Source organism: Candidatus Viadribacter manganicus, from assembly GCF_001679665.1.
GTDB lineage: Bacteria > Pseudomonadota > Alphaproteobacteria > Caulobacterales > Aquidulcibacteraceae > Vitreimonas > Vitreimonas manganica.
Map to the genome: position 1 here is coordinate 1966184 of NZ_CP013244.1, position 22048 is coordinate 1988231.

Sequence of the window (22048 nt, forward strand, 5' to 3'; positions counted from 1 at the left end):
CTCTCCGCCGCTTTATTCGCCCGCGAACGTGGCGGGGTTCGGGCGCTCGGTAAAGCGCGCCGCGACTTGCAGCAGCCTGTTCGCGTCGATCGGTTTGGTGATGAAATCGTCCATGCCGGCCTTGGCTGCGTGCGCCCGCTCTTCCTCGCCAGCATCAGCCGTTAGCGCAATGATCGGCGCCGCCGCCGAGGGCCCTCCTCCTGCGCGAATGCGAACGGCCGTCTCAAATCCGTCGAGGCGCGGCATCCGGATGTCGAGCAGGATCAAATCGAAACCGCCTGCGGACGCCGCCACTACCGCCTCTTCGCCATCCTGCACAGTTGTCACCGTGCAGCCGGCGCGGGTGAGCAAGGTCCGGGCGAGCAAAGCATTGATCGGATTGTCCTCGGCAAGCAGCACGCTCATGCCGAGAAGCGGCTGTTGTGCGGGTGTGCTGGCGGAAGCTTTTGGCGTGGCTTGCGCCGGCTCATCTCCTAATGCCGCGCGCACGCGTTCGACCAGCGAACCGCGGCGCACCGGCTTTAGAGTGTAGTGCTCAACCCCAGCCGCGCGGCATGCATCGATGATCTGCCTCTGCTCTTGAGGCGCCAGCGCGATCACCGCACGGGAATTACGACGTAACGCATCGATCTCTTCGCCATCGACCGCGTCGTGCCAATCGAGCAGCACAACGTCCGCGTAATCACCGCGCTCGACAGGAACTGCGCCGAGCGAAATCACCACGGCCCGCATGGTCTGCGTCAACAATAGAGACGGACTTACAACACAGATGCGGACACCGGCCAAAGATGGCGCAGCCTCTTCGTTTGCAGCCGAAGCCAGCGGCAACTCTACCCAGAAGCTCGCGCCAAACCCTGGGCGCGACACCAGGCCAACTTCGCCGCCCATGGCGAGTGCAAGCTTCTTTACGATGGCAAGACCGAGCCCAGCCCCGCCGTGTCGGCGTGCGACGCCGGCATCGGCCTGCGTAAACTCTTCAAAGATCAGCGCCTGCTTTTCCGGCGCAACGCCCGGACCGGTGTCACGCACGTTGAAACGCACGCGGCCATTGGGACGTGGCGCCATTTCAATCACGACGCCGCCTGCCTCGGTGAACTTCACCGCGTTGCCGGCAAGATTGAACAGGATTTGCCGCAAGCGGCCGTCATCGCCGACGACGCGCGCAGGCGCATCGGCGCGCACGGAGACGGCGATCTCCAAGCCCTTGTCGCGCGCACGCGGTGAGAGCAATTCCGCGACGCTCTGCATCGTCGCCTCGGGATCGAACGGGCTGAGCTCAAGCTCGACGTGCCCCGCCTCAAGGCGTGAATAATCCAAAATCTCCGTAATCAGTTCGAGCAGCAGCTCGCCCGATTGCTTGATCGCACCGACATAGCTCTTCGCATTGGGCTCGAGTTTACCCAGCTCCAAGAGTCCGGCCATGCCGAGAATGCCGTTCAGTGGCGTGCGTAGTTCGTGCGTGAGCGTTGCAAACAATGTCGTCTTCGCACGCAGCGCGTCTTCGGCGGCGCGAACGTGACGGGTGATATCGCGAGCGATGACGAGGCTCGCTCCATCGGGCAAGCGCCGCTCGACCCATTCGAACTGCCTGCCATCCGGCGCCGGCGCATCAAAGCGCCGCTCACCATTTTTGAACTCAGACGGCTGAGTTCTGCCCCACGGAGGACGTTGCGGGCCGATCCAATGCCGGAAAGTCGCCCGAAACACCGGATTGGCGCGCAAGAGCGCACCATCGGCCGCAAGGATCGCGACCGGATCGGGCAATGCGTCAAAGGCATCGAAAGCGTGCGTCGCCGCCGGCTGAACCATGCCGCGATCAAGCGCTGCGGCGGTTAAGAAACCCTAGCGAAACCGGCTTGGTCGGCACTTGCCCAACGGCGTTTGAGGCTCAGCGCCTCAGCAACGTGGATTCGGCGCACCGCATCCGAACCATCGAGGTCGGCGATGGTGCGGGAAACTTTCAAAGTGCGGTGATAGGCGCGCGCCGAAAGCGACAAGGATTCCGCCGCCTTTGCAAGCAAAGCCGCACCTGGAGCATCAGGTGTCGTATGACGCTCAAGCGCCGGCATATCGAGCATCGCATTGAGCCCCGCGCCACGCGCCGCCTGTGCTTCGCGCGCCCGCGCCACACGAGCAGCCGCCTCGGCCGTCCCCTCAACCGGTGGCGGCAAGGTCAAATCCGCTGCCGCCGCTTGAATCCGCGGAATTACTTGAAGTTTCGATGCTGCACTCGGTGGCTGGCTCCCGGCAAACGCTGCGCCAGCATTGACTTTCCGGCGCCCGGCGGGCCGACGAAGAGGATGTTGTGCGCACCGGCGGCCGCGATTTCGAGCGCGCGCTTGCCTTGCTCTTGACCGCGCACGTCGCGCAAATCAGGCACGTTCGCGCCGGTGACGAGTTCTCCGCGCTCGGGCGCTTTCAGCGCCGCGCCACCACGAAAATGATTGATCAGCGCCAATAGCGAAGGCGCAGCAACCACTTCTCCGCCTGCCCACGCGGCCTCGGAGCCGCACGCCTCCGGACAAATGAAAGCTGCGTCCATTGCGTGCGCGGCCATCGCCGCGAGCAACGCGCCCGGTGCAGACGCAAGCGATCCATCGAGCCCGACTTCGCCGAAACACACCATGCCATCGAGCGCGTCATGCGGCAGCGCGCCAATCGCAGCCATCATCGCAAGCGCGATCGGAAGATCGTAGCGCGTCCCCTCCTTCGGCATATCGGCAGGTGCGAGATTGACGATGAGACGTCCCGCTGGGATCGCCAGACCGATCGAAGCAAACGCCGCGCGAACGCGCTCTCGCGATTCAGAGACGGCTTTGTCGCCCAAACCGACGATCACGACGCCAGGCGTGCCGCCGGTCATCTGCACCTGAACTTCGACTCGACGAGCTTCGAGACCGGCGAAAGCGACGGTGGTTGCGTTGGCACAGGTCTGCATCGCGACCGCCCTTTATCCACAACCGATGCGAGGGTACTGTCTCAGTTTGAAATCGGAATGACTGCATAGCTCCTAGCGGGGTTGACGCGGAAAGTGTATGCTTAGCGGTAGGCATGACAGCAGAACCACGCCCTTGTCGATGGGATGTGTGCCCTGATACGGCGCTCTCCAACGGCTACCTATGCCCCAAGCACCTCGTAGAGGTTCTTGGTCGCGCGCCGACGCTTCCCATGCTGACAAGAGAACTTGTGGTCGCCGTTGGCGTCGGGCTCACGGCCGAGATTCTCGTCAAGCTCTCTGAGGCGCTCGCAGACGGCAGTCTTGTCTCAGCGATTTGGTCTCAAATGCCCTACAGTCGGCGCGCCAATATCACGCGCACCAAGACGGGCGCGCAGGACATCGAGCGCGCATGCCTCACACAAGAACAATTGTCGCCCGAAGAGCAGGCACGGCAGCTGACCTTACTCAGAAAGATCGTGGCAGGTACACATAATGCCTAAAGGCCCACGCGGAGAGAAGCGCCCAGCGGACGTAATAGGCAACGCCATTAAGGTGGCGAGGCTTGCCGTTGGAGACGAAGAAGAAACCGTCATTGATGACGGGAAAGACCCTGCGGCTAAGGCTCTAGGAGCTAAAGGCGGCAAGGCACGCGCTAAAAGCCTGAGCGCAAGGAAGCGCTCTGAGATCGCGAAGAAGGCCGCAGCTAAACGCTGGAAGAAGAAGTGAAGCGCGCGCTCGCCGCCGCACTGCTTCTCGCCGCTTGCGCCAGCGAGCCAATCCAGCCGGTTGAGCCGCTGAACTTGGACCCGCTCGCGTTCGAGGAAATCCAACTATCTATCGAAGTCCCGTCGCCTATACCGGAAGGCGCGACGCTGAATGGGCGCGAACTATCCCGCACCGTGACTGTCGATCACCCCACGGTCACCGCGATCTGCCGCAACGGCTGGGTTTCGTATTCTCAGCACCGGCGCGGGACGTGCTCCGGCCATCGCGGCGTTCGGGAGTGGGTGAACCGGCCCGCTGACTAGATGCCCTTGCCGTCATCCTTTTCCTGATCGTAGTCGAGCGGAAGCATCGGCGTGTCGCCGTGCCTCGGGTAGTGCTCGTTGAGCAGATTCATAAATCCCGCCCACGACTTGCTGACTTTCATCAGCGCGACCACGGCACCCAAGTGCTCCTTGAGCTTCGGGTAGCCGATATTGCCGGTGAGGCTTTGAAAGTATTTTGCGGTTGGCCGACCATCTTCGTTGCGCGGCGTGACGCGTTGCAGCTCCGCGAGAACACCGGGAGCAAGCCGCTTGTAAACAATGTCGTTTGTGAGAATGCCAAAGTAGCGAGGCCGTTGAACCGACTCCTCTGGAAACTCCAGACCGCGAAGCCGGAACATGTGTTCGTAGTAGTCGGCTGGAAACGTTTGAACGTAAGCCTGCAATTCCTTCGCGATCCACGCCTCTAGAATCTTTGCGAGCGCTTGCTTGGCGCGGTCGCGCTGGTAGCCAGTGGCCTCATCAACAAGAGCGACGATGCCGACGCGAGCGAAGCCTCGGATGAGGATTTCGCACTTCAGCGCGATGCCAGCTTGCTGCTTCTGAAGCACTCCAGCTTCACGCGCTTTGAGCACGGCTTCGCAGAGGTCCGCCAAGAGGATCGCGTCGAAACCGTGCGCCCTAACACCCTCTGGCGTAACGAACGAAATCGGGTTGGCGAATCTCTCGGCTAATTCGTTGGAAATATAGGGATTAACCGACTTTCGCGAGACGAAAAGCTCAAGTCGATTCATACCTGCGATCATCGATCCGCCGCGCGCCATGCCCAGCGCATCGGTGAAGCCGCCTTGGGTCAAAACCCGCGTGCCGTCCTCCAGCACGTAACAAGGGATTACGGCGTCACCAATCTTAAGCGGATGGTCAGGCGACCCGTGGGTCGCCTTGAGCACCTTTGTATTCCAGCGCGCCGCAGCGGCTTTCTTGGCGATCTCATGCCTCTCCTCGCCAGAGAGCTTGAGCATCCGAGCCTTGCCGCCCTTGGCGCGGCCTACTGGTTCCTTGGGGTCCGATTCGTCTGTCATAATTGACGAATGCCAGCGAATCGAGCCTAATGCAAGCATTATCGTATTCATGCTAGCAATATGCTTGACTGCAAGCATAAAGTTCAGTATGAAATAGAAATGGCCAACGTGCTCCCCCTCGCAAAACGCGTTCAAATCCTGAACCTGCTCTGTGAGGGCGTGAGCCTCCGGGCGATCTCCCGCCTCCAAGACGTGAGCATCAACACCGTATCCAAGCTCTTGGTGGATGCTGGCGAGACCTGCCTCGATCTTCACGACCAGCTCGTTACGCACGTCGAAGCCAAGAACGTGCAGTGCGATGAAATTTGGTCGTTCTGCTACGCCAAGCAAAAGAACGTCCCGACTGCGAAAGCCGCGCCCGCTGAAGCTGGCGACGTGTGGACGTGGACCGCGCTGGACGCTGACTCAAAGCTGATGATTTCTTACATGGCGTCTGGCCGCACGGGCTCGGCCGCTGAGACGTTCATGCAAGACGTGGCGCGTCGCATCACCGGCCGCCCGCAAATCACGTCAGACGGTTTCACAGCGTATCCAAACGCAGTGCGCGTCGCGTTCGGCAAGAACGTGGACTTCGCGCAGCTTGTGAAAACCTACGGTCCGGATTTCGGCGCCGGTCCTGAGCGGAAGTATTCTCCCCCGGTTTGCACCGGCGCCCACAAGGTTGTGCGCGAAGGCAACCCGGATCAATCGAAGATCTCAACCAGCCACGTTGAGCGCGCCAATCTCACCATGCGCATGGGCATGCGCCGCTTTACGCGCCTGACCAACGCGCACTCAAAGAAGTACGCGAACCACCTCTACGCGCTCGCGCTGTTTTTCATGCACTATAATTTTGTACGACAACACAAAGCGCATAAGCTCTCACCAGCAATGGCGGCGGGGCTTACCGATCGCCTTTGGTCGATGGAAGATATTGCTGAGCGAATTGACGTCCGCGCAAACGTTCCGAAGCCGCGCGGACCCTACAAAAAGCGGTCCGAGGCATGACGAACCCCCACATGTCGCAACTTGATATTAAACTATCCGTGCATTATGTTGCACACATCAGCGCGGCGTGTTCACACGTCGCACCCCCCAGGTTCCGGCCTGGGGGTTTCGCTTTTCTGGGGTGCGCGCAATGACTATACGCGCCGCCTTCTACGTTGACGGGTTCAACGTTTACCACGCGCTGAAGCGACTAGAACAACCGCACCTCAAATGGCTTGATTGGCATGCGCTTGGAACGCTGCTCATTCCAAGCAGGAGCGAGACGCTTGAGAAAGTGGTGATCTGCACGGCGATCACGACAACAAACCCCGGCAAGCAGGATCGCCACCGTCGATACATCACCGCGCTTGAATCTAAGGGTGTCGTTTGCCTGCGTGGTCACTTCGCAGACGAGGAGCGCAAATGCCCTGACTGCAGCTACACCTGGGAAAAGCCGGTCGAGAAACAGGGAGACGTGAACCTAGCCCTAAGTGTTATTGACGACGCTCATCGAGATAACTTTGACCATTGCTATCTTGTGACGGCGGACGGCGATCAGGTGGCGACAGCGAAGCTGCTAAAGCAACGCTTCCCCGCGAAGCGTTTGACGACGCTGGTCATCACTGGGCATCGCCACAACCACGCTATTCTCCATGTGGCCGACGCCAAAATAACGATCAGCGAAAACCACCTTGAGAGGTGCGTGTTTCCAAAGCTTGTCCCCGGAACGCCAGCGGTCATTCGTCCCTCTGAGTATGATCCGCCGGCAGACTGGGTTCATCCTTCGCAGCGCCCTACATAGATCGCGCATGGGGTCGTCTGGGGAGACGACCATAGGAGCGAGGATGCGCGGACTGTTTCTCTTTAACGCGCTGTTCGCCGCCATCATTATTGGCTGGATCGCTGCTGCGGATAGCGTCCCGATCAACACTGTCGGTGAGGCCGTCAGCTACTATGGCCCATGGCTCCTCATACCGGGGGTGTTCCTGCTGCTGGCGGTGATGTGGAAACGCAAAGCGTGAAGTTAGCCCCCCCTGGCCAAAGAGAGCTATAAAGCCGTATGACCGCGAAACAGGTTCTGGCGATCCTAGCGAGCGCAGCCGTCCCGATTGCCGGAATGCTCGTCGCTTGGGCGTTGGTGACTTGGTTAAACGGTGGTTTCCAGATCGCGGGATAACTCGGAACAAACCGAGCCAAATCAGCCACTTGCAACCTGTGGAAAACTTTTCCGGCTTTTGAACTGGCTCAAAGCGCCAAAAACCCCAGCGATTACAACGCTGTAAGGCCTAAGCATAAAAGTTCAGTTTTCAAACTGAGGCAGTACCGATGCGAGTTATCGCACAGGGCAAGAACAAATAGGCAACAAAAAATGAACGCATTCGCACCCTGCGCGAAGCGGTCAGCAAACTTACCCCCAGGCGCGGGCGTGCGCCATGGAAATCACGGGATTTTAAAAGAAAATTAGTTCTGTCCGACGGCGTTTTCGTCGCCGCCCAGTACGCCATCTGGACCGCGAAATTCCGGTCCGCTTGGCGCCTGCGCGTAATACGGCATGTCCGGCGCTCGCACCTGCATGAACGAGACAACGCGGCGAACGCCGCCCACCACGCTCGCGATCTCCGCCGCACGCTCAAGCTCGTGCTGTGACCGCGCGATGCCCATCAAATAAACGTTCCCATGAAAGGTCTCGATGTTGATGTTGATCGCACGCACGGACGGGCTCGCGGTTAAGCGTGTGCGGATCTGCGCGGTAATGAGTTCGTCTTGTGCGCTGCGCACAAATGTCGACGGCTCGCCGACGATGATCTCGTTGTAGACATTGTCCACGGTGCGCACGCTGCGCGCGATAGTTTCAGCAGCCTGACGATGTTCAGCCGTCGGCGCCGTGCCCGAGAGCAGCAGATTCCGGTTCGCAACTTCGACATCAACTTCTTGGAACGCCATGCTGTCAGCAGCCATCAGGCGCATCTTCACTTGCTGCGATGCCGAGGCATCATCGATGCCCTCGCCGATCGTGCGGTCCTGAGCAGCGTAGACGCCGACACTTGCAGCCGTGCCGATGGCGGCAGTCACGCATCCGCTTGCGGTCGCGGACGCGGCGAAGACGACGAGGAGGAGAGCAATCTTGCGCATGATCGGCGGATTTTGCGCTCGGATCGTTTCGGCACGCTTAATTTCAGCTGCGCGAGCGCTCATCAAACCAGGCGCCGCGTTCATGCCTTGGCAACAGACTTGAACCAACCACTACCAAATCGAAACGTATCGGCGCGGAGGTGAGCCGCCAGCGCCCCGCAAGCGTTTGCGCCGCCCGAGCAATGCGTTGTTGCGCCGTGGCCGTCACCGCATACGCGCCCGCGTCATACGTACTGCGCGCCTTCACTTCGACGATAACAAGAACGCCATCTTTCCAAGCCGCGACATCTACTTCGCCGTAAGGCGTACGCAGGCGATGGCCCAAAATTCGATAGCCTTTGCACATCAGTAGCGCCATTGCGGCCCATTCGGCCGTGCGTCCGCGACGCTCGGCCTTTTGCCGGCTCACGCACGATCCTTGAGTTCAAGAGCGCGCGCATATGCGCGCTTGCGCGGCACGCCAAGATCGCGCGCAGCCTCGCTCGCCGCTTCCTTCACACCGCGCGACAGTGCCCGCAGCAAGAAAACGTCGAGTGCTTCATCACTTACCTCGCCTTTCGCTTCAGGCGGACCGACAATTACGACGATCTCACCTTTCGGCGCCCCAGCTTCAGCATAATGCGCAGCTAGATCAGAAAGCGAAGCGCGGCGCGCTTCTTCGAACATCTTCGTCAGCTCGCGCGTCACCGCAGCTGGCCGTGCGCCCAAGACCTCCGCCATATCAGCGAGCGAATCCGCCAAGCGCGGCCCTGTCTCGTAGAAGATCAGCGTCGCGTCCGCATCCGCAACTTCAGCCAACGCAGCGCGGCGTGCACCCTGCTTCGGAGGCAAGAAGCCCGCGAACATGAAGCGGTCCGTCGGCAGACCTGAAATCACCAGCCCTGCAAGCAAGGCAGAGGCGCCCGGAATCGGAAACACCCGGTGGCCCGCGCTGATGACTTCGCGCGCCAGCTTGAAGCCGGGATCGGAAATCAGCGGCGTCCCCGCGTCGGAGATCAAAGCAATGCTCTCACCCCGCTCAAGAGCATCAAGGATCGTCTCGCGCATCGCCTCAGCGTTATGCTCATGATAGGCGCCGAGCCGCGGCTTCAGCCCGTAGGCATCCATGAGCTTCATCGCCACCCGGGTGTCTTCGGCATAGACGCGGCTGGCTGTGGCCAAAATGTCGAGAGCCCTCAACGTGATATCACGCAGGTTCCCAATCGGCGTCGCCACCACATAAAGGCCCGCTTCCAGCGGTGGACTGGATTCGCGGGCGCCGATACGGTCGCGCGCATTCATTTCGGGGTCCGACGAAGGGTTATTCATGGCTGTCGCCAAATCATCGGCGCGTCCGCTCGCCGCGCCAAGTCTGAAGACGACGGTTGCGATCAGCTTTGCGGCTTTAATGGCCGCCTGCGCCACCGCGCCGGGTCCTGGGCCGTCCGTGCCGCCTCTGACAGGCACACCGACCACCACGCCGGACCTGCCCGTCCAAACCGCCGACGGCGTGACGCCGCCCTTCATGCGCGGCCGCGATATCGTCCGCGTCGGCCTGCTGTTGCCCTTCTCGCTCCGTCCGCAAGACGCCGCCGCGCTTTATAACGCGGCCGAGCTCGCGCTCTTCGAATTGGGCAATGAGAATACCTTGCTGATCCCGCGCGATGCTGGCTCAAACGAAGCATCCGCCAATGCCGCGGCGCGCGCACTAATGACGGACGGCGCTGATATCATCATCGGCCCGGTGTTGCGCGAAGGCGTTGCCGGCGCCGCAAACGCAGCTTCGAGACAAAACGTGCCGGTGATCGGGTTCTCTTCAGATCGCACCATTGGCGGCAACGGAGTCTATCTTCTCAGCTTCCAGCTTGAGGACGAAGTCTCGCGCCTAGTGTCGTACGCCGCCTCGCAGAACATTCGTTCGATCGCGCTCTTGGCGCCGGCGAATGAGTATGGCCGCCGAGTGGAAAGCGCCCTCCGCGCCGAAGCACAAGCGCGCGGTGTCACCATCACGACCTCGCAGCTCTACAACCGCACCGATGCGGATGCCGGCGCTGCAGCACGCGCGATCGCAGCGGGCGCACGCCCGCAGGGCATCATCATCGCCGACAGCGGCGCGCCATTGCGCGCGATCGGCACAGCCTTGGTGCAAGCCGGCCTCGACACACGTCAAACCCGCCTGATGGGCACGAGCGTCTGGGCTGGTGAAGCAGAACGCGAGCCATCGCTCGCCGGTGGTTGGTACGTTGCGCCAGATCCTGGCGCTCGCGTCGAGTTCGAAAACCGCTATCGCACCGCATTCGGTGAATCGCCGACGAGGCTCGCGAGCCTCGGGTATGACGCTGTCGCGCTCGCGACCTTGCTGTCACGCGATCGCGGCGCCGATGGCATCACGCGCGGGGCCATTGAAAACCGCGAGGGCTTTGCCGGCTCCGATGGCCTCTTCCGTTTCGGCGCCAACGGCGCCATCGAGCGCGGCCTTGCGATCATGGAAGTCCGTCAGAACAGCAACAACGTGCTCGAAGCAGCGCCGCGCCGCTTCCGCAACAGCGGCACTTAAGACGCTAGCTCCGCGACAATTCTGTTCGAAAGCAAACGGCCGCTCCGGGTCAAACGGATGCGGCCGTTTTCTTGGCTGACAAGCCCCTGCTCTGTCAGCCACTCAAGCGCTCGGCGATTGATCGGTGCACCACGCAGCGCCTCGACGCGCGCAAGTTCGACGCCTTCTTCGATGCGAAGCCCCATCAGCAACACCTCATCAGCTGTCTCCTGCGGCGTCAGCTCCGCTTCGGAAATCCAGCCAACGCCGCGTTCTTTTACAGCATCCAGATAATCAGACGGCCGGCGCCGGGCTTCGAACGCAATCCGCGCGCCTGCGTGGCCGAGGCGGCCGTGCGCCCCCGGCCCAACCCCAATCCAGTCCTCGCTTTGCCAGTAGACCAGATTGTGACGGGAGCGCGCGGCTATCGTGCGCGCATGGTTGGAAATCTCATACGCAGGAAAGCCAGCAGCATCGCATATGTCTTGCGTGAGCTCGTAAAGCTCAGCCGACAGATCATCACTCGGCGTGACGAGTTGGCCGCGGTCGACCCGGCGGGCGAACGCGGTGCCCGGCTCAATGGTCAATTGATAGAGCGACAAATGCTCGATCGGCAGCGCGAGCGCGGCTTTGAGTTCATGCGCCCATGCCTCCGCGCTCTGCCCTTCACGCGCATAAATAAGATCGACCGACACGCGTTGACCGGTCGCGGCTGCGGCCTCGATCGCGCGCCATGAGGCCGGCGCGTCATGCTTACGGCCAAGCGCCTTCAGCGCATCATCGTCAAAAGCTTGCGCACCGATCGAAAAGCGATTGATGCCGGCGGCGGCCTGCTCCGCAAACAGCGCTACATCTTCGGGATTGGATTCGAGCGTAATCTCGCAGTCATCGCTGACATCGTAATGCTGGCGCGCGGCGGCGATCAGCTGCTCGATCTCTGCACCGCGCAACAACGAAGGTGTACCGCCACCAAAGAACAAACTCACCACCTTGCGCCTGCCAAAGCGCCGCGCGTGCCCCTCCAGATCGTTTGCGATGGCCGCGAGCAGCGGCGCGTTGTCGGCGCCGCGCGCTCGATAGACGTTGAAATCGCAATACGGACAAATGGCGCTGCAATACGGCCAGTGAATGTAGATGCCGGTTTCGCTCATTTAAGCGACGCGACAAGCTTCTCGAACGCGCGCGCGCGATGGGTCAGCGGCAACTTCTCGTCGTGCGTCATCTCGCCGAACGTACGCGTGAGCCCCGTCGGCTCAAAAATCGGATCGTAGCCGAAGCCCTTCTCGCCCCGCGGCGGCCATACAATCGAACCCCGCGCCTCGCCTTCAAAGGTTTCGAGGCTTCCGTCCGGCAACGCCAAGGCGAGCGCGCACACAAAGCGTGCGTCGGGATCGGCGCCTGTCGCGCTCAACTCGTCCCACACACGCTTCATCGCCGCGCCGAAATCCTTGTTCGGACCAGCCCAGCGCGCCGAATAAATCCCGGGATCACCATTGATGGCAAAAACCTCGAGCCCGGAATCATCGGCGAGCGCCGGCAAACCTGACGCCAGCGCGGCGGCCCGCGCCTTCAACGCTGCATTGCCGGTGAACGTCGCTTCCGTCTCATCCGGTTCGGGAAGCCCCAGTTCGCCAGCGGACACCGGCTCCAGACCCAAGGGACCGAGCAACGCCGCGATCTCGCGGACTTTTCCGGCATTATGGGAAGCAACAACCAATCGGCCGGTGAGACGGGGCATGGGCGCAACACTTGTTTGACTAGAGGCAACACGGTCTATATCGTTTATCAATAAACCCAGGCTAAGCTCAGCCCGGAAAGAGGTTTCTCGCCCCCATGAAGGCCCTCGGCAAAGGCTCCATCGCATCGATCGTCAGGATTGGCCTGATGTTCGCCTGGTACGCCCTCTGGGTTGCGGCGATCGGCGTTGTTTGCGGCGCGATTGGCTACGGCGTCATCCTGACGCTGATCGCAAACGGCTCCATTGACCCCGCCCTGCTTCAAGGTGGCGCCGGCAATGCGGAGCTGGGTTCAGGCGGCGGCGACTTTCATATCACCTACGATCAACCCGGCGGCGGCGCCTGGCCCGTGGTCGTTCCAGCGTTGCTCATCGCGGCGGTCGCGGTTGCCGGATCGCTGATCATCGTCTGGCGCCTGCGCAAATTGTTCGACAGCTTCTCTTCCGGAGAACCATTCCAACGCGAAAACGCGACGCATCTTCGCGTCATCTGGATCACGATGCTGGTGATCGAGGTTTCACGCTACGTGCTGATGGCGCTCACCGGCTTCTTGCTCGCGCACTTCGGCGGCCCCGACGTGAACGCGAACTACGAACTCAGCGTCGATCTTTCGACCTGGGGCTCAATCCTCATCTTGATCGTATTGGCTGAAGTCTTCCGCGAGGGCGCGCGCCTTAAGGAAGAACAGGAGCTGACGATCTAATGGCGATCCGCGTCACTCTTGATCGCATCCTGTTGGATCGCCGCATGTCGCTGACTGACCTCAGCGAAAAGGTCGGCGTGACGCTCGCCAATCTGTCGATCCTGAAGACCGGCAAAGCCAAAGCTATCCGCTTCTCGACGCTCAACGCGCTCTGCCGCGTGCTCGAGTGCCAGCCCGGTGAAATTCTGAGCTACGAACCTAGCGAAGACGACGCGCTCGACGAAGCCGCCGATCAAGCGGCCGAATAAGGCGCGCCGACTTCAAGTCCGAGTCCCTCATTATCTTCATCGTCCAGTTCATTGGCGGAAATGAAGTCCGCCTCGCCAAACAGCGCGAAATCGCGGCCGTTGACGTCGAAGACATAGCCAACATCGACGCGATAGGGGTTGGTCATTGCCAAGCGTCGCGGATTCTTGAGTTCAGCGCCAATTAGCCACGGCAGCTCGATATCTTCGCTCGACCAATCGCGCTGGATCGCTTTGAACGCATCCGGTTCGTCGCTCCTCAAGTGTCCGTAAGCGGTTTCGAGCAGAGTCCCCTCTCGCACAACGATATCTGTCGCACCCTCAAACCCGATGTCGATATTGAACACCGCGCCGCTTTCGAACGTAATCTCAATCGGATCGTCGCCTTCGAACGGCGCATAACCCACGCGCACAATGCGCGTGATCGGGCCGGCTTTGATCAAACTCTCAATCATGGACGTTATGCCTTAGCCGACAGCCGCGCGTTGTTTGTCAAACAACTGCCCGCAGCCGAGCTTCGCCAAACGCATCAGCTCAGCGAACTCCTCATCGCTGAACGGACGTTTCTCGCCGGTAGCCTGCAATTCGATCATGCGGCCATCGCCGGCCAGGATGAAATTCGCATCGACTTCGGCGCTGGAATCTTCCGCGTAATCGATGTCGAGAATCGGCGTGCCATCGAACACGCCGCACGAGATCGCTGCGACCTGGCCGGTGACTGGCGTTTCTTTGATCACCTTCTCTTCAACGAGATACTTGCACGCGCGCGCCAGCGCGACCCACGCTCCGGTGATCGCCGCCGTACGCGTGCCGCCATCTGCCTGAATGACATCGCAATCGAGCGTGATGGTGCGATCGCCGAGAATTTTCAGATCGACGACCGAACGCAGCGAGCGTCCGATCAAGCGCTGAATCTCCTGCGTCCGGCCAGATTGCTTACCTTGCGCGGCTTCCCGGCGGCCACGCGTGTGCGTTGCGCGCGGCAGCATGCCGTACTCCCCCGTCACCCAGCCACGTCCCTGACCCTTCAGCCATCCGGGCACGCCCTGCTCGACGCTTGCCGTGCACAGCACATGCGTCTGACCGAAGCGGGCCAGGCACGAACCTTCCGCGTAGCGGGAGACGCCAATCTCGAGGGTCACATCACGCAATTGATCGGGCGCACGGCCTGAGGGACGCATAGGGGCTCCTGGATAGGGTTGTTTGGAATAGTTAGGCCCATGCGGCCAAACTTTCCTATAGATCGGTATTTCCGGACGAAGTGACCGAAGCCGGCCCAGAAGTCGATGCCCCTAAATGGCATGTCCGTTCGGCGGCGCTCGAATAGAAAAGTTCGGGCCAGTTCGGGCGACTCGCCCTAACAGGCTTCCTATACCGCATTATAGGATTGTTTGGCCACGCCGACCTAACCGGACCAAAATACCGTATGAAGGCCACCTACAATCCATACAATCCGGGCGCTGGGGTCCCTCCCCGCGAACTCGCTGGCCGCGATCAGCTCATCGAAAACGCACGCGTCGCGATCGTCCGCGCCAAAGGCGGACGCGCCGCCAAGAGTGCGATCATGCTGGGCCTGCGCGGCGTCGGCAAAACCGTCCTGCTCAATGCCTTCGAGGCCATCGCCGAAGAAGAAGGCTGTCAGACCGCCCTCATCGAGATCGATCCCAACACACCGCTCGCACAGCAACTCGCGCCGCAGCTCCAGCACATCCTTCATCGTCTCGACCGCATGAAGAAGGCCGGCGCCGATTTGCAGAAAGCCTTCGGCGCTCTGCGCGCGTTCGCCAGCATGTTCAAAGCCACCGTCGGCGATGTGGACTTCGGTTTCGCGGTCACACCCGCGACCGGCGATCTCTCAATCGATCTCACCGACTTGCTCGTCGCAATCGCGGACGCAGCCAAGAAACGCGACACGGCCGTCATTTTGCTGATCGACGAAATCCAGTATCTGCAAAAGGGCGATCTAAGTGCGCTGATCATGGCGATGCACAAAGTCGCGCAACGCCAACTTCCCCTCCTCCTCTTCGGCGGCGGCCTGCCGCAACTCGCCAAGCTCGCTGGCGATGCGAAGTCCTATGCCGAACGCCTATTCGACTATCCGCCAATCGGTCCGCTCGACGAAGCGGGCGCGCGCACCGCGCTCACAGTGCCGGCGGATCGCGAAGGCGCGAAGTTCACCAAGGAAGCGCTCGATTACGTCATCGATCAAACCGGTCGCTACCCATTCTTTCTACAAGTTTGGGGATCGCATTGCTGGGACGCCGCCACCAAATCACCGATCACTCTCGATGATGCAAAGCGCGCCACCGAAGCCGCTGTTGCCGCGTTGGACGAAGGCATTTTCAAGGTGCGGCTCGCGCGCCTCACTGACCGGCAAAAGACCTACGCACGCGCCATGGCGGAATTCGGCGCAGAACCCGTCAATTCATCAGACGTAGCCAATGCATTGGGCCTCAGCCTCAGCCAAGCCGCACCGATCCGCGACGAATTGATCAAGAAAGGCATGGCCTATTCGCCCGAACGTGGCCTCATCGGCTTCACCGTGCCGAAGTTCGATGAATACATGCGCCGCGCCGTGCCCACGAACGGCAAAAAGAAAACCGCGAAAGCCTAAGACGCGCAGCGCAGCGTGAGTTGACGCGTACGGCGATTGACGCTGACCGACGAACAACCGGCGCTCAACAAAGCTTGCCCGCCAAGCGTCAGAGTTGGTGGTGTTTCACTCGCCGCGCCTTCCGCGATGATTGCATCTTCCTCTAGCGCGCCGAGCAGCGGCGACACCGTCCGCGCAAACGTCGGGCCGAGCTCAATGCCGTGCACTGTCAGTGACGTCGTCACCGGCTGCATCAGAGTCGACAAACCCAAGATCACGGGCCGTTCCGACAACTCTCCTGCGGAGGGAATGACGCCGTCACGATCAAAAGCGCGCACGGCGGGGCGATTGAGAATGCTCGCATCGTTGGCAACGTCGAAAAGCACCCGCAACGATCTGCCCCCGACATCGGCCTGCACGAACCAAGCGTCCGGATTTTCCAGCGGCAGAACAATATCACGCGCGGCAGCGGCCTCCGCGCCGATGGCGATCGTCACAATATCATAGGGCAGCGAACCCGGTCCGATCACACCATCGGCGCGCGTGCTCACCGGCACAGGAAAGATGCCCGCCATGTTACGCGCCGAGCGCTCGCCAAAGCGAATGTTCGGGCGGGCAATACGACCGCGCATACTGCCGCCACCTTCGATACCAACTTGCACCTGCGCGAACGGCAAGCGGCGCACACCCAGGCGCTCCGCCGCCGGCGTTGAAAGCGCCAGCATGTCCGGCATCCGCGGATCGACCTCCAGCCGAACCGGGCGTCCGTTGATGGTCGCATCGACGATCGCCACGGGCGACGCCTCAAGCGTGATCGACGTTTGCGCCGCCACGGGGCCCGCGAACCACAGAACGAAAAGAAAAGAGAAGAGTCCCCAATGCATTCCGCTTGGTCCCGGCGGAACAGGGCAATTTCAAGTCAGGGGCGACGGTTGCACATACGGCGGCGTTCGCTACCTAGGGCCTCGAATGGCGTTGCCTCCCTCCTCCGACCTCACATCGCTCGATGCGCGGGCGCGTGAGATTTTCCGCGAGATCGTCGAGTCGTATCTGACGACGGGCGAACCGGTTGGCTCGCGCACGTTGTCCAAGCTCGCGGGTGTTGGCCTCTCCGCCGCCTCGATCCGCAACACCATGGCTGACCTTGCCGGTCTCGGCCTGCTCGAAGCGCCGCACGCCATGGCTGGGCGCCTGCCAACACAACAAGGGCTCCGCTTCTTCGTCGATAGCTTGCTGCAACTCGGCGACGTACCGGTGGACGAAAAGCGCGAGATCGATGCGCGCATCGCAGCGGCAGGCTCAAACCCGCAAGACGTCATGGGCGCGGCGTCCGACTTGCTCTCCGGCCTGGCGGGCGGCGCGGGCCTTGTCGTTACGCCCGAACGCGACGCGCCCGTGCGGCACGCGGAAATTGTCGGCATCGGCCCAGGCCAAGCGCTGCTCGTTCTCGTGTTCGAGGACAACCAAGTCGAAAATCGTATCATCAACATTCCGGCCGATCTGCCCGCCGGCGCTCTAAGCGAAGCTGCGAACTACCTCAACGCGCGCTTTAAGGGCCGCACCTTGGCCGATGCGCGCGCCGCCGCTGCGGAAGCCCTGAGCCGCGATCGCGCCGCCCTCGACAAAGCCGCGGCGGGTTTGGTCGAAAAAGGTCTGGTTGAGTGGTCTGGCGAAGATCCGACGCTTGGCCGATCCCTGATCGTGCGCGGGCGCGGGAACCTCCTCCAGGATCAGCAGGCTGTGGCCGACCTCGAACGGGCCCGAAAGCTGTTCGATGACCTGGAAAAAACCCGCGAACTCATTCAAGTGCTGGATTTAGCCAAGGCCGGAGATGCAGTGCGCGTCTACATCGGCTCGGAAAACCCACTATTTTCGCTCTCGGGGTCGAGTCTGATCGTCGCCCCCTATATGAACGCGGAACGGAAGGTAGTCGGGGCTTTGGGCGTGATCGGCCCTACCCGGCTGAACTATGCGCGGGTAATCCCCGTGGTGGATTATACGGCGCGTGTTGTCGGCCGGGTGCTCGACGGACGCGGCGAACGATGAGGATGGAATGACCGACGAAGCGAACCCACAGCCGGACGTGCAAACCGAAGCGAACGCCGAAGCCGCGCCGCTCAACATCGAGGCGCTGCAGGCTGAAGTCACCAAAGCGCGCGACGACATGCTCCGCGCCTTGGCAGACGCCGAGAACACGCGCCGCCGCGCCGAACGCCAAGCTGCCGAAGCGCGCGCTTACGCCATCGATCGCTTCGCACTCGATCTACTGCCGATCGCCGACACGCTGCATCGCGCCTTGCAAACGGCCCCGCGCGACGGCGTGGACGAAGCCCTGAGTAACCTTCTCACCGGCCTTGAACTCACCGAACGCTCGCTCGTCGAGGCATTCGCGAAGCATGGCCTCAAGCGCGTCGGCGCACGCGGTGAGCCCTTCGACCCGAAGTTCCACCAAGCGGTGGCCCAAGCGCCGGGCGATCAACCTGCGGGCTCAGTTCAAGAAGTTATGCAGCACGGGTACGTGCTCGGCGACCGTACGGTGCGCGCGGCGATGGTGCTGGTTTCCGCTGGCCCTCCGGCTGCGGCGTCGGCGCATAACGTCGACATCAAAGTCTAGCAAAGCCCCTTTTTCTTCGCGTCCCGGCGCGTTGCCAGCTAAGCCAAACGCGTCCATCGCTCTGCGGCGATGGCGCGAAAAGGCTGGATTCCGCCTGAATTCCGCTTTGCGTCTGACATGACGGATTGTTAACCATATCCGTACGCGATTTTGAGGGGAGTACCACATGCGAGGGAAGCTTTGGTTTGGCGTGGCTGCGGCGGCGCTGATGGCGTTCGGAATGGCTCCGGGAGCCTCCGCACAAACAGCTGACCAACCGGGCGATGCGACCACAACCGCGACGCTCACCGGAAACGCTGACGGTGAAGTCTCCCCTGCCGGCGACACCGACTGGTATCGCCTGCAAGTCGAGACCGGCCGCCGCTACAACATCGCGCTCGCGGGCATTCCGAACGACGCGGGCGAAGCCCTCGATCCGATGCTCGCGGTCTATGACGAGCAAGGCAATCAGCTCGCCTTCAATGACGACGCAAACGGCTCGCTGAACTCCGCCCTTCGCTTCGCACCGCAATCCAGCGGTGTCGTGTTCGTCGAAGCCCGCGCTTTCAGCAGCGAAGCAACCGGCGCCTATCGCCTTGGCGTTTCATCGGAAGAAGTGCCGCCGGATGACGCCGGCGGCGACACCAGCACCCGCGCCCGCGCTGCTGCAGGCCGCGCCACCAACGGCACGATCGAATACGAAGGCGACACTGATTGGTATCGCTTCGCGGCTCGCACCGGAAACCGCTACCAAATCACGCTGGACGGCGCTCCAGGCGAAGGCGGCTTAGGCGATCCACTCCTCCGCGTCCTCGACCGCGATGGCAATGAACTTGCCGCCAGCGACGACAGCGATGGCTCACTCAACTCAGCGCTCGAATTTATCGCGACGTCCAACGGCGATGTATTCATCGAAGCGCGTGGTTACGGCGACGCTTACACTGGTCGCTATGTTCTCAACATCACGCCTGAGCGTCTGCCGCGCGACAACATCGGCAACACAACCTCAACCGGCGGCCGCATCGCGGCGGGCCGCACGATCGAAGGCTCGCTCGATTTCCCGACCGATAGCGACTGGTACCGCATCCGTCTGACCGAGGGTGAATCTTACCGGTTCACGCTCGACGCAAGCGGCGAAAACCCGATCGGTGATCCGCTGATCCGCTTGCGCGATTCACGCGGCGAAGAGCTGGCGGTCGATGATGACGGCGGCGACGGCCTCAACTCCTACCTGGAGTTCACCGCGCCCACGACCGGCAACTACTACATCGAAACCAGCTCGTTCACGGGCGACGCAACTGGAACCTACACGCTCGCCGCACGCGCTGGCGATGTGCCGGCCGACGCAAACACGGATGCGAGCCTCAGCCCGGATGGCGATTATCGCGAAGGCATCCTTGCCCCCGCCGGTGACCGCGACTGGTACCGCCTGCAACTCGTTGAAGGTCAAGGCGTGCGCATCAGCATGCAAGCGACCGGCACGCCGGACAGCATCAGCGATCCCCTGCTCGTCCTCTATGGGGCGGATGGTGCTGAACTGGCGCGTGACGACGATGGCGGCGATGGCCTGAATGCTTGGCTTGAATTCCAAGCTCCTGCCGCTGGCGCCTACTACGTCGAAGCGCGCGGCTTCACCGACGACGCCACTGGCCGCTACGCCATCAACGTCATCGGCGGCGAAGTCGGCAACACCTACGACACCGCCGAAGCCTTGATGCCGAACGGCGATCCTCGCACGAGCTTCATCGGCTCCGCCGGTGATGTGGATTGGTTTGCGATCGAACTCATCGAAGGTCGTCCCTACCGCTTCAACCTGGATGGCCTTGAAGACGGCGCACTCGCTGATCCGATGCTCGCGCTCTACGATTCAACCGGCACGCAAGTCGCCGTTGATGACGATGGCGGACGTGGACTGAATTCGTACCTGAGCTTCGCCTCGCCAACAGGCGGCACCTACTTCGCTGCGGTCTCGTCATTCGACGGCCAAAGCACGGGCCGCTACTCGTTGCGCGCTGTCGATACCGACGTGCCGGGACACGCCTACACCGACGAATACCTGGATGCGGCTGACGATAGCCGTGCCAGCAGCATCGAAATCCCTGGCGATCTCGACGTCTTCCGCGTCACGCTTGAAGCCGGCGTGACCTACCAGATCGATGTCAGCGGCAATGGCGCCAACCCGTTGGCGGACCCGTTCGTCGCCGTGATCCAAGAAGGCGCCGGTATGGAAGAGGCTTCAGCCGACGCCGCACTGGTGCGCGATGGCGGCCGCCGCGTCGCCTCTGATGACGATAGCGGTGACGGCTTGGATGCGCGCCTGCGCTTCCGTCCGGAAGTCGCTGGCGATTACCTCATTCAAGTCAGCGGTCTCAGCAACACGACCGGTGGCTACGAGGTGAAGATCGCGCGCCGGTGAGCGGAAACGCTTAAGGGGACGCATGCAGGAGCGGCGGCGCTGGACAAGAGCGCCGCCGCTTTCTTTTTGCACTAACTTAAATTCGAAGAGCGTTCGCCGCCCTGACGCTCGAGCATCCAACCCGGATATTCCGGCTTCAACTTCGAAACATCGTCGAGCTTCTTCAGATCATCGCTGGAGAGTTCAACACGCGTCGCGGCAAGGTTGTCATTGAGCTGCGCTTCGGTTTTGGCGCCAATGATCACGCTGGTAACGTGCTTCTGCTGCAGCAGCCACGAGAGAGCGATCTGCGCCACCGAAACACCGCGCGCATCGCCGATTTCCTTCATGACATCGATAATGTCGTAGGCCTTTTCCTTATCGACCGGCGGGAAGTCGAACGCGATGCGGCGTGAACCATCCGTCGGCGCGGTTGCTCGCGTGTATTTGCCCGAGAGGAAGCCGCCAGCAAGCGGGCTCCAGGGCAGAATAGCGAGGTTCTGATCCTTCGCCAGCGGCACAACTTCGCGTTCCAGGTCGCGGCCAGCGATCGTGTAATACATCTGCAAAGATTCAAACCGGGCGAAGGCGTTCTTGTCCGAGACACCAAGCGATTTTGCGATCTGCCACGCCGCGAAATTGCAAAGCCCAATATAGCGAACCTTGCCGGACTTCACGAGATCATCGAGCGCGCCGAGCGTCTCCTCAAGCGGGGTCACGCTATCGAACGCGTGAACTTGATAGAGATCGATATGATCGATCTGCAGACGCGTGAGGCTCGCGTCGATAGAATCCATGATGTGCTTGCGCGAGAGGCCCCACAGATTGGTATTGTTGTAACGACGCTGCTCTTCTTCCGTTTGTTTTGGACTGTACGCGCCCATGCGGCCGAACACCTTGGTGGCAATCACCAATTCATCGCGCGGCAAGTCCTTGATCGCTTGCCCTGTTACCTGTTCCGATAAGCCGTTCGAATAGACGTTCGCGGTGTCGATGAACGTGACGCCCTTATCGAACGCTCCTTTCACGAGCTTGTTCGCGGTCTCTTGTTCAAGCGCGCCGATAGCTTTCCAGATGCCATCACCGCCGAACGTCATAGTGCCGAGGCAGATTTCAGAAACAGCAAGGCCGGTGCGGCCAAGTTTGCGATAGCGCATGGGAGG

Annotated in this window: 23 protein-coding genes and 1 pseudogene; 12 read left to right on the top strand and 12 right to left on the bottom strand. The window is 61.5% G+C overall.

Annotation, left to right across the window (positions count from 1 at the left end):
* Positions 1 to 12: 12 nt before the first annotated feature.
* Positions 13 to 1809, bottom strand: a complete 1797-nt coding sequence (locus ATE48_RS10150) for a response regulator (RefSeq protein ID WP_066770943.1) — start codon at positions 1807 to 1809, stop codon at positions 13 to 15.
* 23 nt (positions 1810 to 1832) lie between these two features.
* Positions 1833 to 2938: pseudogene (locus ATE48_RS10155) on the bottom strand (magnesium chelatase domain-containing protein).
* 230 nt (positions 2939 to 3168) lie between these two features.
* Between ATE48_RS10155 and ATE48_RS10160 the strand changes: the two are divergent.
* Both ATE48_RS10160 and ATE48_RS10170 read left to right on the top strand, forming a co-directional pair.
* Entirely contained in the window at positions 3169 to 3438 is a 270-nt protein-coding gene (locus tag ATE48_RS10160; protein ID WP_066770946.1) for a hypothetical protein, read from the top strand.
* 222 nt (positions 3439 to 3660) lie between these two features.
* Complete coding sequence (locus ATE48_RS10170) at positions 3661 to 3966, top strand: DUF3761 domain-containing protein (RefSeq protein ID WP_066770952.1); 306 nt, start codon at positions 3661 to 3663, stop codon at positions 3964 to 3966.
* On the opposite strand, the gene ATE48_RS10175 is transcribed toward ATE48_RS10170, so the two are convergent.
* Entirely contained in the window at positions 3963 to 5084 is a 1122-nt protein-coding gene (locus ATE48_RS10175) for a P63C domain-containing protein (protein WP_418219393.1), read from the bottom strand. The genes ATE48_RS10170 and ATE48_RS10175 overlap by 4 nt on opposite strands.
* A gap of 21 nt (positions 5085 to 5105) precedes the next feature.
* Here ATE48_RS10175 and ATE48_RS10180 point away from each other — a divergent pair, with 21 nt between their 5' ends.
* The 3 genes from ATE48_RS10180 (at position 5106) to ATE48_RS19765 (ending at position 6994) form a co-directional block, all read left to right on the top strand.
* Positions 5106 to 5993: a helix-turn-helix domain-containing protein gene (locus tag ATE48_RS10180; RefSeq protein WP_066770955.1), complete on the top strand. Its 888-nt coding sequence runs from the start codon at positions 5106 to 5108 to the stop codon at positions 5991 to 5993.
* A 130-nt stretch (positions 5994 to 6123) separates the two neighbouring features.
* On the top strand, positions 6124 to 6774 hold the full coding sequence (locus ATE48_RS10185; RefSeq protein WP_066770958.1) for an NYN domain-containing protein: 651 nt from the start codon (positions 6124 to 6126) through the stop codon (positions 6772 to 6774).
* A 43-nt stretch (positions 6775 to 6817) separates the two neighbouring features.
* On the top strand, positions 6818 to 6994 hold the full coding sequence (locus tag ATE48_RS19765) for a hypothetical protein (protein WP_156767717.1): 177 nt from the start codon (positions 6818 to 6820) through the stop codon (positions 6992 to 6994).
* 439 nt (positions 6995 to 7433) lie between these two features.
* Here the strand turns inward: ATE48_RS19765 and ATE48_RS10190 are convergent, their stop codons facing one another.
* Genes ATE48_RS10190 through rsmI form a run of 3 tightly spaced genes read right to left on the bottom strand, consistent with a single transcriptional unit; the run spans position 7434 to position 9413 of the window.
* The gene (locus tag ATE48_RS10190) at positions 7434 to 8168 is read right to left on the bottom strand and encodes a BON domain-containing protein (protein WP_066770960.1); all 735 of its coding nucleotides are present in this window, start codon (positions 8166 to 8168) and stop codon (positions 7434 to 7436) included.
* Positions 8149 to 8514, bottom strand: a complete 366-nt coding sequence (locus ATE48_RS10195) for a YraN family protein (protein ID WP_066770970.1) — start codon at positions 8512 to 8514, stop codon at positions 8149 to 8151. Before ATE48_RS10195 ends, ATE48_RS10190 begins: the two co-directional genes overlap by 20 nt.
* Entirely contained in the window at positions 8511 to 9413 is a 903-nt protein-coding gene (rsmI, locus tag ATE48_RS10200) for a 16S rRNA (cytidine(1402)-2'-O)-methyltransferase (RefSeq protein WP_083197284.1), read from the bottom strand. The genes ATE48_RS10195 and rsmI overlap by 4 nt, the downstream gene beginning before the upstream one ends.
* Between rsmI and ATE48_RS10205 the strand changes: the two genes are divergently transcribed.
* The gene (locus ATE48_RS10205; RefSeq protein WP_083197285.1) at positions 9412 to 10641 is read left to right on the top strand and encodes a penicillin-binding protein activator; all 1230 of its coding nucleotides are present in this window, start codon (positions 9412 to 9414) and stop codon (positions 10639 to 10641) included. The genes rsmI and ATE48_RS10205 overlap by 2 nt on opposite strands.
* Here the strand turns inward: ATE48_RS10205 and hemW are convergent.
* Together hemW and rdgB are read right to left on the bottom strand one after the other, a co-directional pair.
* Positions 10638 to 11771, bottom strand: coding sequence for a radical SAM family heme chaperone HemW (hemW, locus tag ATE48_RS10210; protein WP_066770974.1), 1134 nt, complete (start codon positions 11769 to 11771; stop codon positions 10638 to 10640). The two genes, ATE48_RS10205 and hemW, sit on opposite strands and share 4 nt — an antisense overlap.
* Positions 11768 to 12358 carry an RdgB/HAM1 family non-canonical purine NTP pyrophosphatase gene (gene rdgB, locus ATE48_RS10215; RefSeq protein WP_066770977.1) on the bottom strand — a complete coding sequence of 197 codons (591 nt, stop codon included), beginning with the start codon at positions 12356 to 12358 and terminating at the stop codon, positions 11768 to 11770. Before rdgB ends, hemW begins: the two co-directional genes overlap by 4 nt.
* Positions 12359 to 12453: 95 nt before the next feature.
* Between rdgB and ATE48_RS10220 the strand changes: the two genes are divergently transcribed.
* The gene (locus ATE48_RS10220; protein WP_066770980.1) at positions 12454 to 13059 is read left to right on the top strand and encodes a DUF2975 domain-containing protein; all 606 of its coding nucleotides are present in this window, start codon (positions 12454 to 12456) and stop codon (positions 13057 to 13059) included.
* On the top strand, positions 13059 to 13307 hold the full coding sequence (locus ATE48_RS10225; protein WP_066770989.1) for a helix-turn-helix domain-containing protein: 249 nt from the start codon (positions 13059 to 13061) through the stop codon (positions 13305 to 13307). Before ATE48_RS10220 ends, ATE48_RS10225 begins: the two co-directional genes overlap by 1 nt.
* On the opposite strand, the gene ATE48_RS10230 is transcribed toward ATE48_RS10225, so the two are convergent.
* On the bottom strand, positions 13292 to 13759 hold the full coding sequence (locus tag ATE48_RS10230) for a hypothetical protein (protein ID WP_066770992.1): 468 nt from the start codon (positions 13757 to 13759) through the stop codon (positions 13292 to 13294). The genes ATE48_RS10225 and ATE48_RS10230 overlap by 16 nt on opposite strands.
* A gap of 12 nt (positions 13760 to 13771) precedes the next feature.
* Complete coding sequence (gene rph, locus ATE48_RS10235; protein WP_066770993.1) at positions 13772 to 14485, bottom strand: ribonuclease PH; 714 nt, start codon at positions 14483 to 14485, stop codon at positions 13772 to 13774.
* A gap of 245 nt (positions 14486 to 14730) precedes the next feature.
* On the opposite strand from rph, the gene ATE48_RS10240 reads away from it, so the two are divergent.
* Positions 14731 to 15918 (top strand): ATP-binding protein, encoded by a 1188-nt coding sequence (locus ATE48_RS10240; RefSeq protein ID WP_066770997.1) that lies wholly within the window; start codon positions 14731 to 14733, stop codon positions 15916 to 15918.
* Here the strand turns inward: ATE48_RS10240 and ATE48_RS10245 are convergent.
* Positions 15915 to 16781, bottom strand: coding sequence for a retropepsin-like aspartic protease (locus tag ATE48_RS10245; protein WP_066771000.1), 867 nt, complete (start codon positions 16779 to 16781; stop codon positions 15915 to 15917). The genes ATE48_RS10240 and ATE48_RS10245 overlap by 4 nt on opposite strands.
* 85 nt (positions 16782 to 16866) lie before the next feature.
* Between ATE48_RS10245 and hrcA the strand changes: the two genes are divergently transcribed.
* From hrcA to ATE48_RS10260, 3 genes are all read left to right on the top strand, one after another.
* On the top strand, positions 16867 to 17943 hold the full coding sequence (gene hrcA / locus ATE48_RS10250; RefSeq protein ID WP_066771002.1) for a heat-inducible transcriptional repressor HrcA: 1077 nt from the start codon (positions 16867 to 16869) through the stop codon (positions 17941 to 17943).
* A gap of 7 nt (positions 17944 to 17950) precedes the next feature.
* A complete protein-coding gene (locus ATE48_RS10255; RefSeq protein WP_066774866.1) occupies positions 17951 to 18511 on the top strand; it encodes a nucleotide exchange factor GrpE in 561 nt (186 codons plus the stop codon).
* Between the two features lie 166 nt (positions 18512 to 18677).
* Positions 18678 to 20906: a PPC domain-containing protein gene (locus tag ATE48_RS10260; RefSeq protein ID WP_066771006.1), complete on the top strand. Its 2229-nt coding sequence runs from the start codon at positions 18678 to 18680 to the stop codon at positions 20904 to 20906.
* A gap of 71 nt (positions 20907 to 20977) precedes the next feature.
* On the opposite strand, the gene ATE48_RS10265 is transcribed toward ATE48_RS10260, so the two are convergent.
* Positions 20978 to 22042 carry an aldo/keto reductase gene (locus tag ATE48_RS10265; RefSeq protein WP_066771011.1) on the bottom strand — a complete coding sequence of 355 codons (1065 nt, stop codon included), beginning with the start codon at positions 22040 to 22042 and terminating at the stop codon, positions 20978 to 20980.
* Positions 22043 to 22048 lie beyond the last annotated feature (6 nt).

Excerpts from the sequence above, each read along its gene's own strand:
- ATE48_RS10150 (WP_066770943.1), bottom strand. The coding sequence starts at position 1,809 with ATGGTTCAGCCGGCGGCGACGCACGCTTTCGATGCCTTTGACGCATTG.
- ATE48_RS10160 (WP_066770946.1), top strand. The coding sequence starts at position 3,169 with ATGCTGACAAGAGAACTTGTGGTCGCCGTTGGCGTCGGGCTCACGGCC.
- ATE48_RS10175 (WP_418219393.1), bottom strand. The coding sequence starts at position 5,084 with ATGCTTGCAGTCAAGCATATTGCTAGCATGAATACGATAATGCTTGCA.
- ATE48_RS10180 (WP_066770955.1), top strand. The coding sequence starts at position 5,106 with ATGGCCAACGTGCTCCCCCTCGCAAAACGCGTTCAAATCCTGAACCTG.
- ATE48_RS10185 (WP_066770958.1), top strand. The coding sequence starts at position 6,124 with ATGACTATACGCGCCGCCTTCTACGTTGACGGGTTCAACGTTTACCAC.
- ATE48_RS19765 (WP_156767717.1), top strand. The coding sequence starts at position 6,818 with ATGCGCGGACTGTTTCTCTTTAACGCGCTGTTCGCCGCCATCATTATT.
- ATE48_RS10190 (WP_066770960.1), bottom strand. The coding sequence starts at position 8,168 with ATGAGCGCTCGCGCAGCTGAAATTAAGCGTGCCGAAACGATCCGAGCG.
- ATE48_RS10205 (WP_083197285.1), top strand. The coding sequence starts at position 9,412 with ATGGCTGTCGCCAAATCATCGGCGCGTCCGCTCGCCGCGCCAAGTCTG.
- rsmI (WP_083197284.1), bottom strand. The coding sequence starts at position 9,413 with ATGAATAACCCTTCGTCGGACCCCGAAATGAATGCGCGCGACCGTATC.
- hemW (WP_066770974.1), bottom strand. The coding sequence starts at position 11,771 with ATGAGCGAAACCGGCATCTACATTCACTGGCCGTATTGCAGCGCCATT.
- rdgB (WP_066770977.1), bottom strand. The coding sequence starts at position 12,358 with ATGCCCCGTCTCACCGGCCGATTGGTTGTTGCTTCCCATAATGCCGGA.
- ATE48_RS10220 (WP_066770980.1), top strand. The coding sequence starts at position 12,454 with ATGAAGGCCCTCGGCAAAGGCTCCATCGCATCGATCGTCAGGATTGGC.
- ATE48_RS10225 (WP_066770989.1), top strand. The coding sequence starts at position 13,059 with ATGGCGATCCGCGTCACTCTTGATCGCATCCTGTTGGATCGCCGCATG.
- ATE48_RS10230 (WP_066770992.1), bottom strand. The coding sequence starts at position 13,759 with ATGATTGAGAGTTTGATCAAAGCCGGCCCGATCACGCGCATTGTGCGC.
- rph (WP_066770993.1), bottom strand. The coding sequence starts at position 14,485 with ATGCGTCCCTCAGGCCGTGCGCCCGATCAATTGCGTGATGTGACCCTC.
- ATE48_RS10240 (WP_066770997.1), top strand. The coding sequence starts at position 14,731 with ATGAAGGCCACCTACAATCCATACAATCCGGGCGCTGGGGTCCCTCCC.
- ATE48_RS10245 (WP_066771000.1), bottom strand. The coding sequence starts at position 16,781 with ATGCATTGGGGACTCTTCTCTTTTCTTTTCGTTCTGTGGTTCGCGGGC.
- hrcA (WP_066771002.1), top strand. The coding sequence starts at position 16,867 with ATGGCGTTGCCTCCCTCCTCCGACCTCACATCGCTCGATGCGCGGGCG.
- ATE48_RS10255 (WP_066774866.1), top strand. The coding sequence starts at position 17,951 with ATGACCGACGAAGCGAACCCACAGCCGGACGTGCAAACCGAAGCGAAC.
- ATE48_RS10260 (WP_066771006.1), top strand. The coding sequence starts at position 18,678 with ATGCGAGGGAAGCTTTGGTTTGGCGTGGCTGCGGCGGCGCTGATGGCG.
- ATE48_RS10265 (WP_066771011.1), bottom strand. The coding sequence starts at position 22,042 with ATGCGCTATCGCAAACTTGGCCGCACCGGCCTTGCTGTTTCTGAAATC.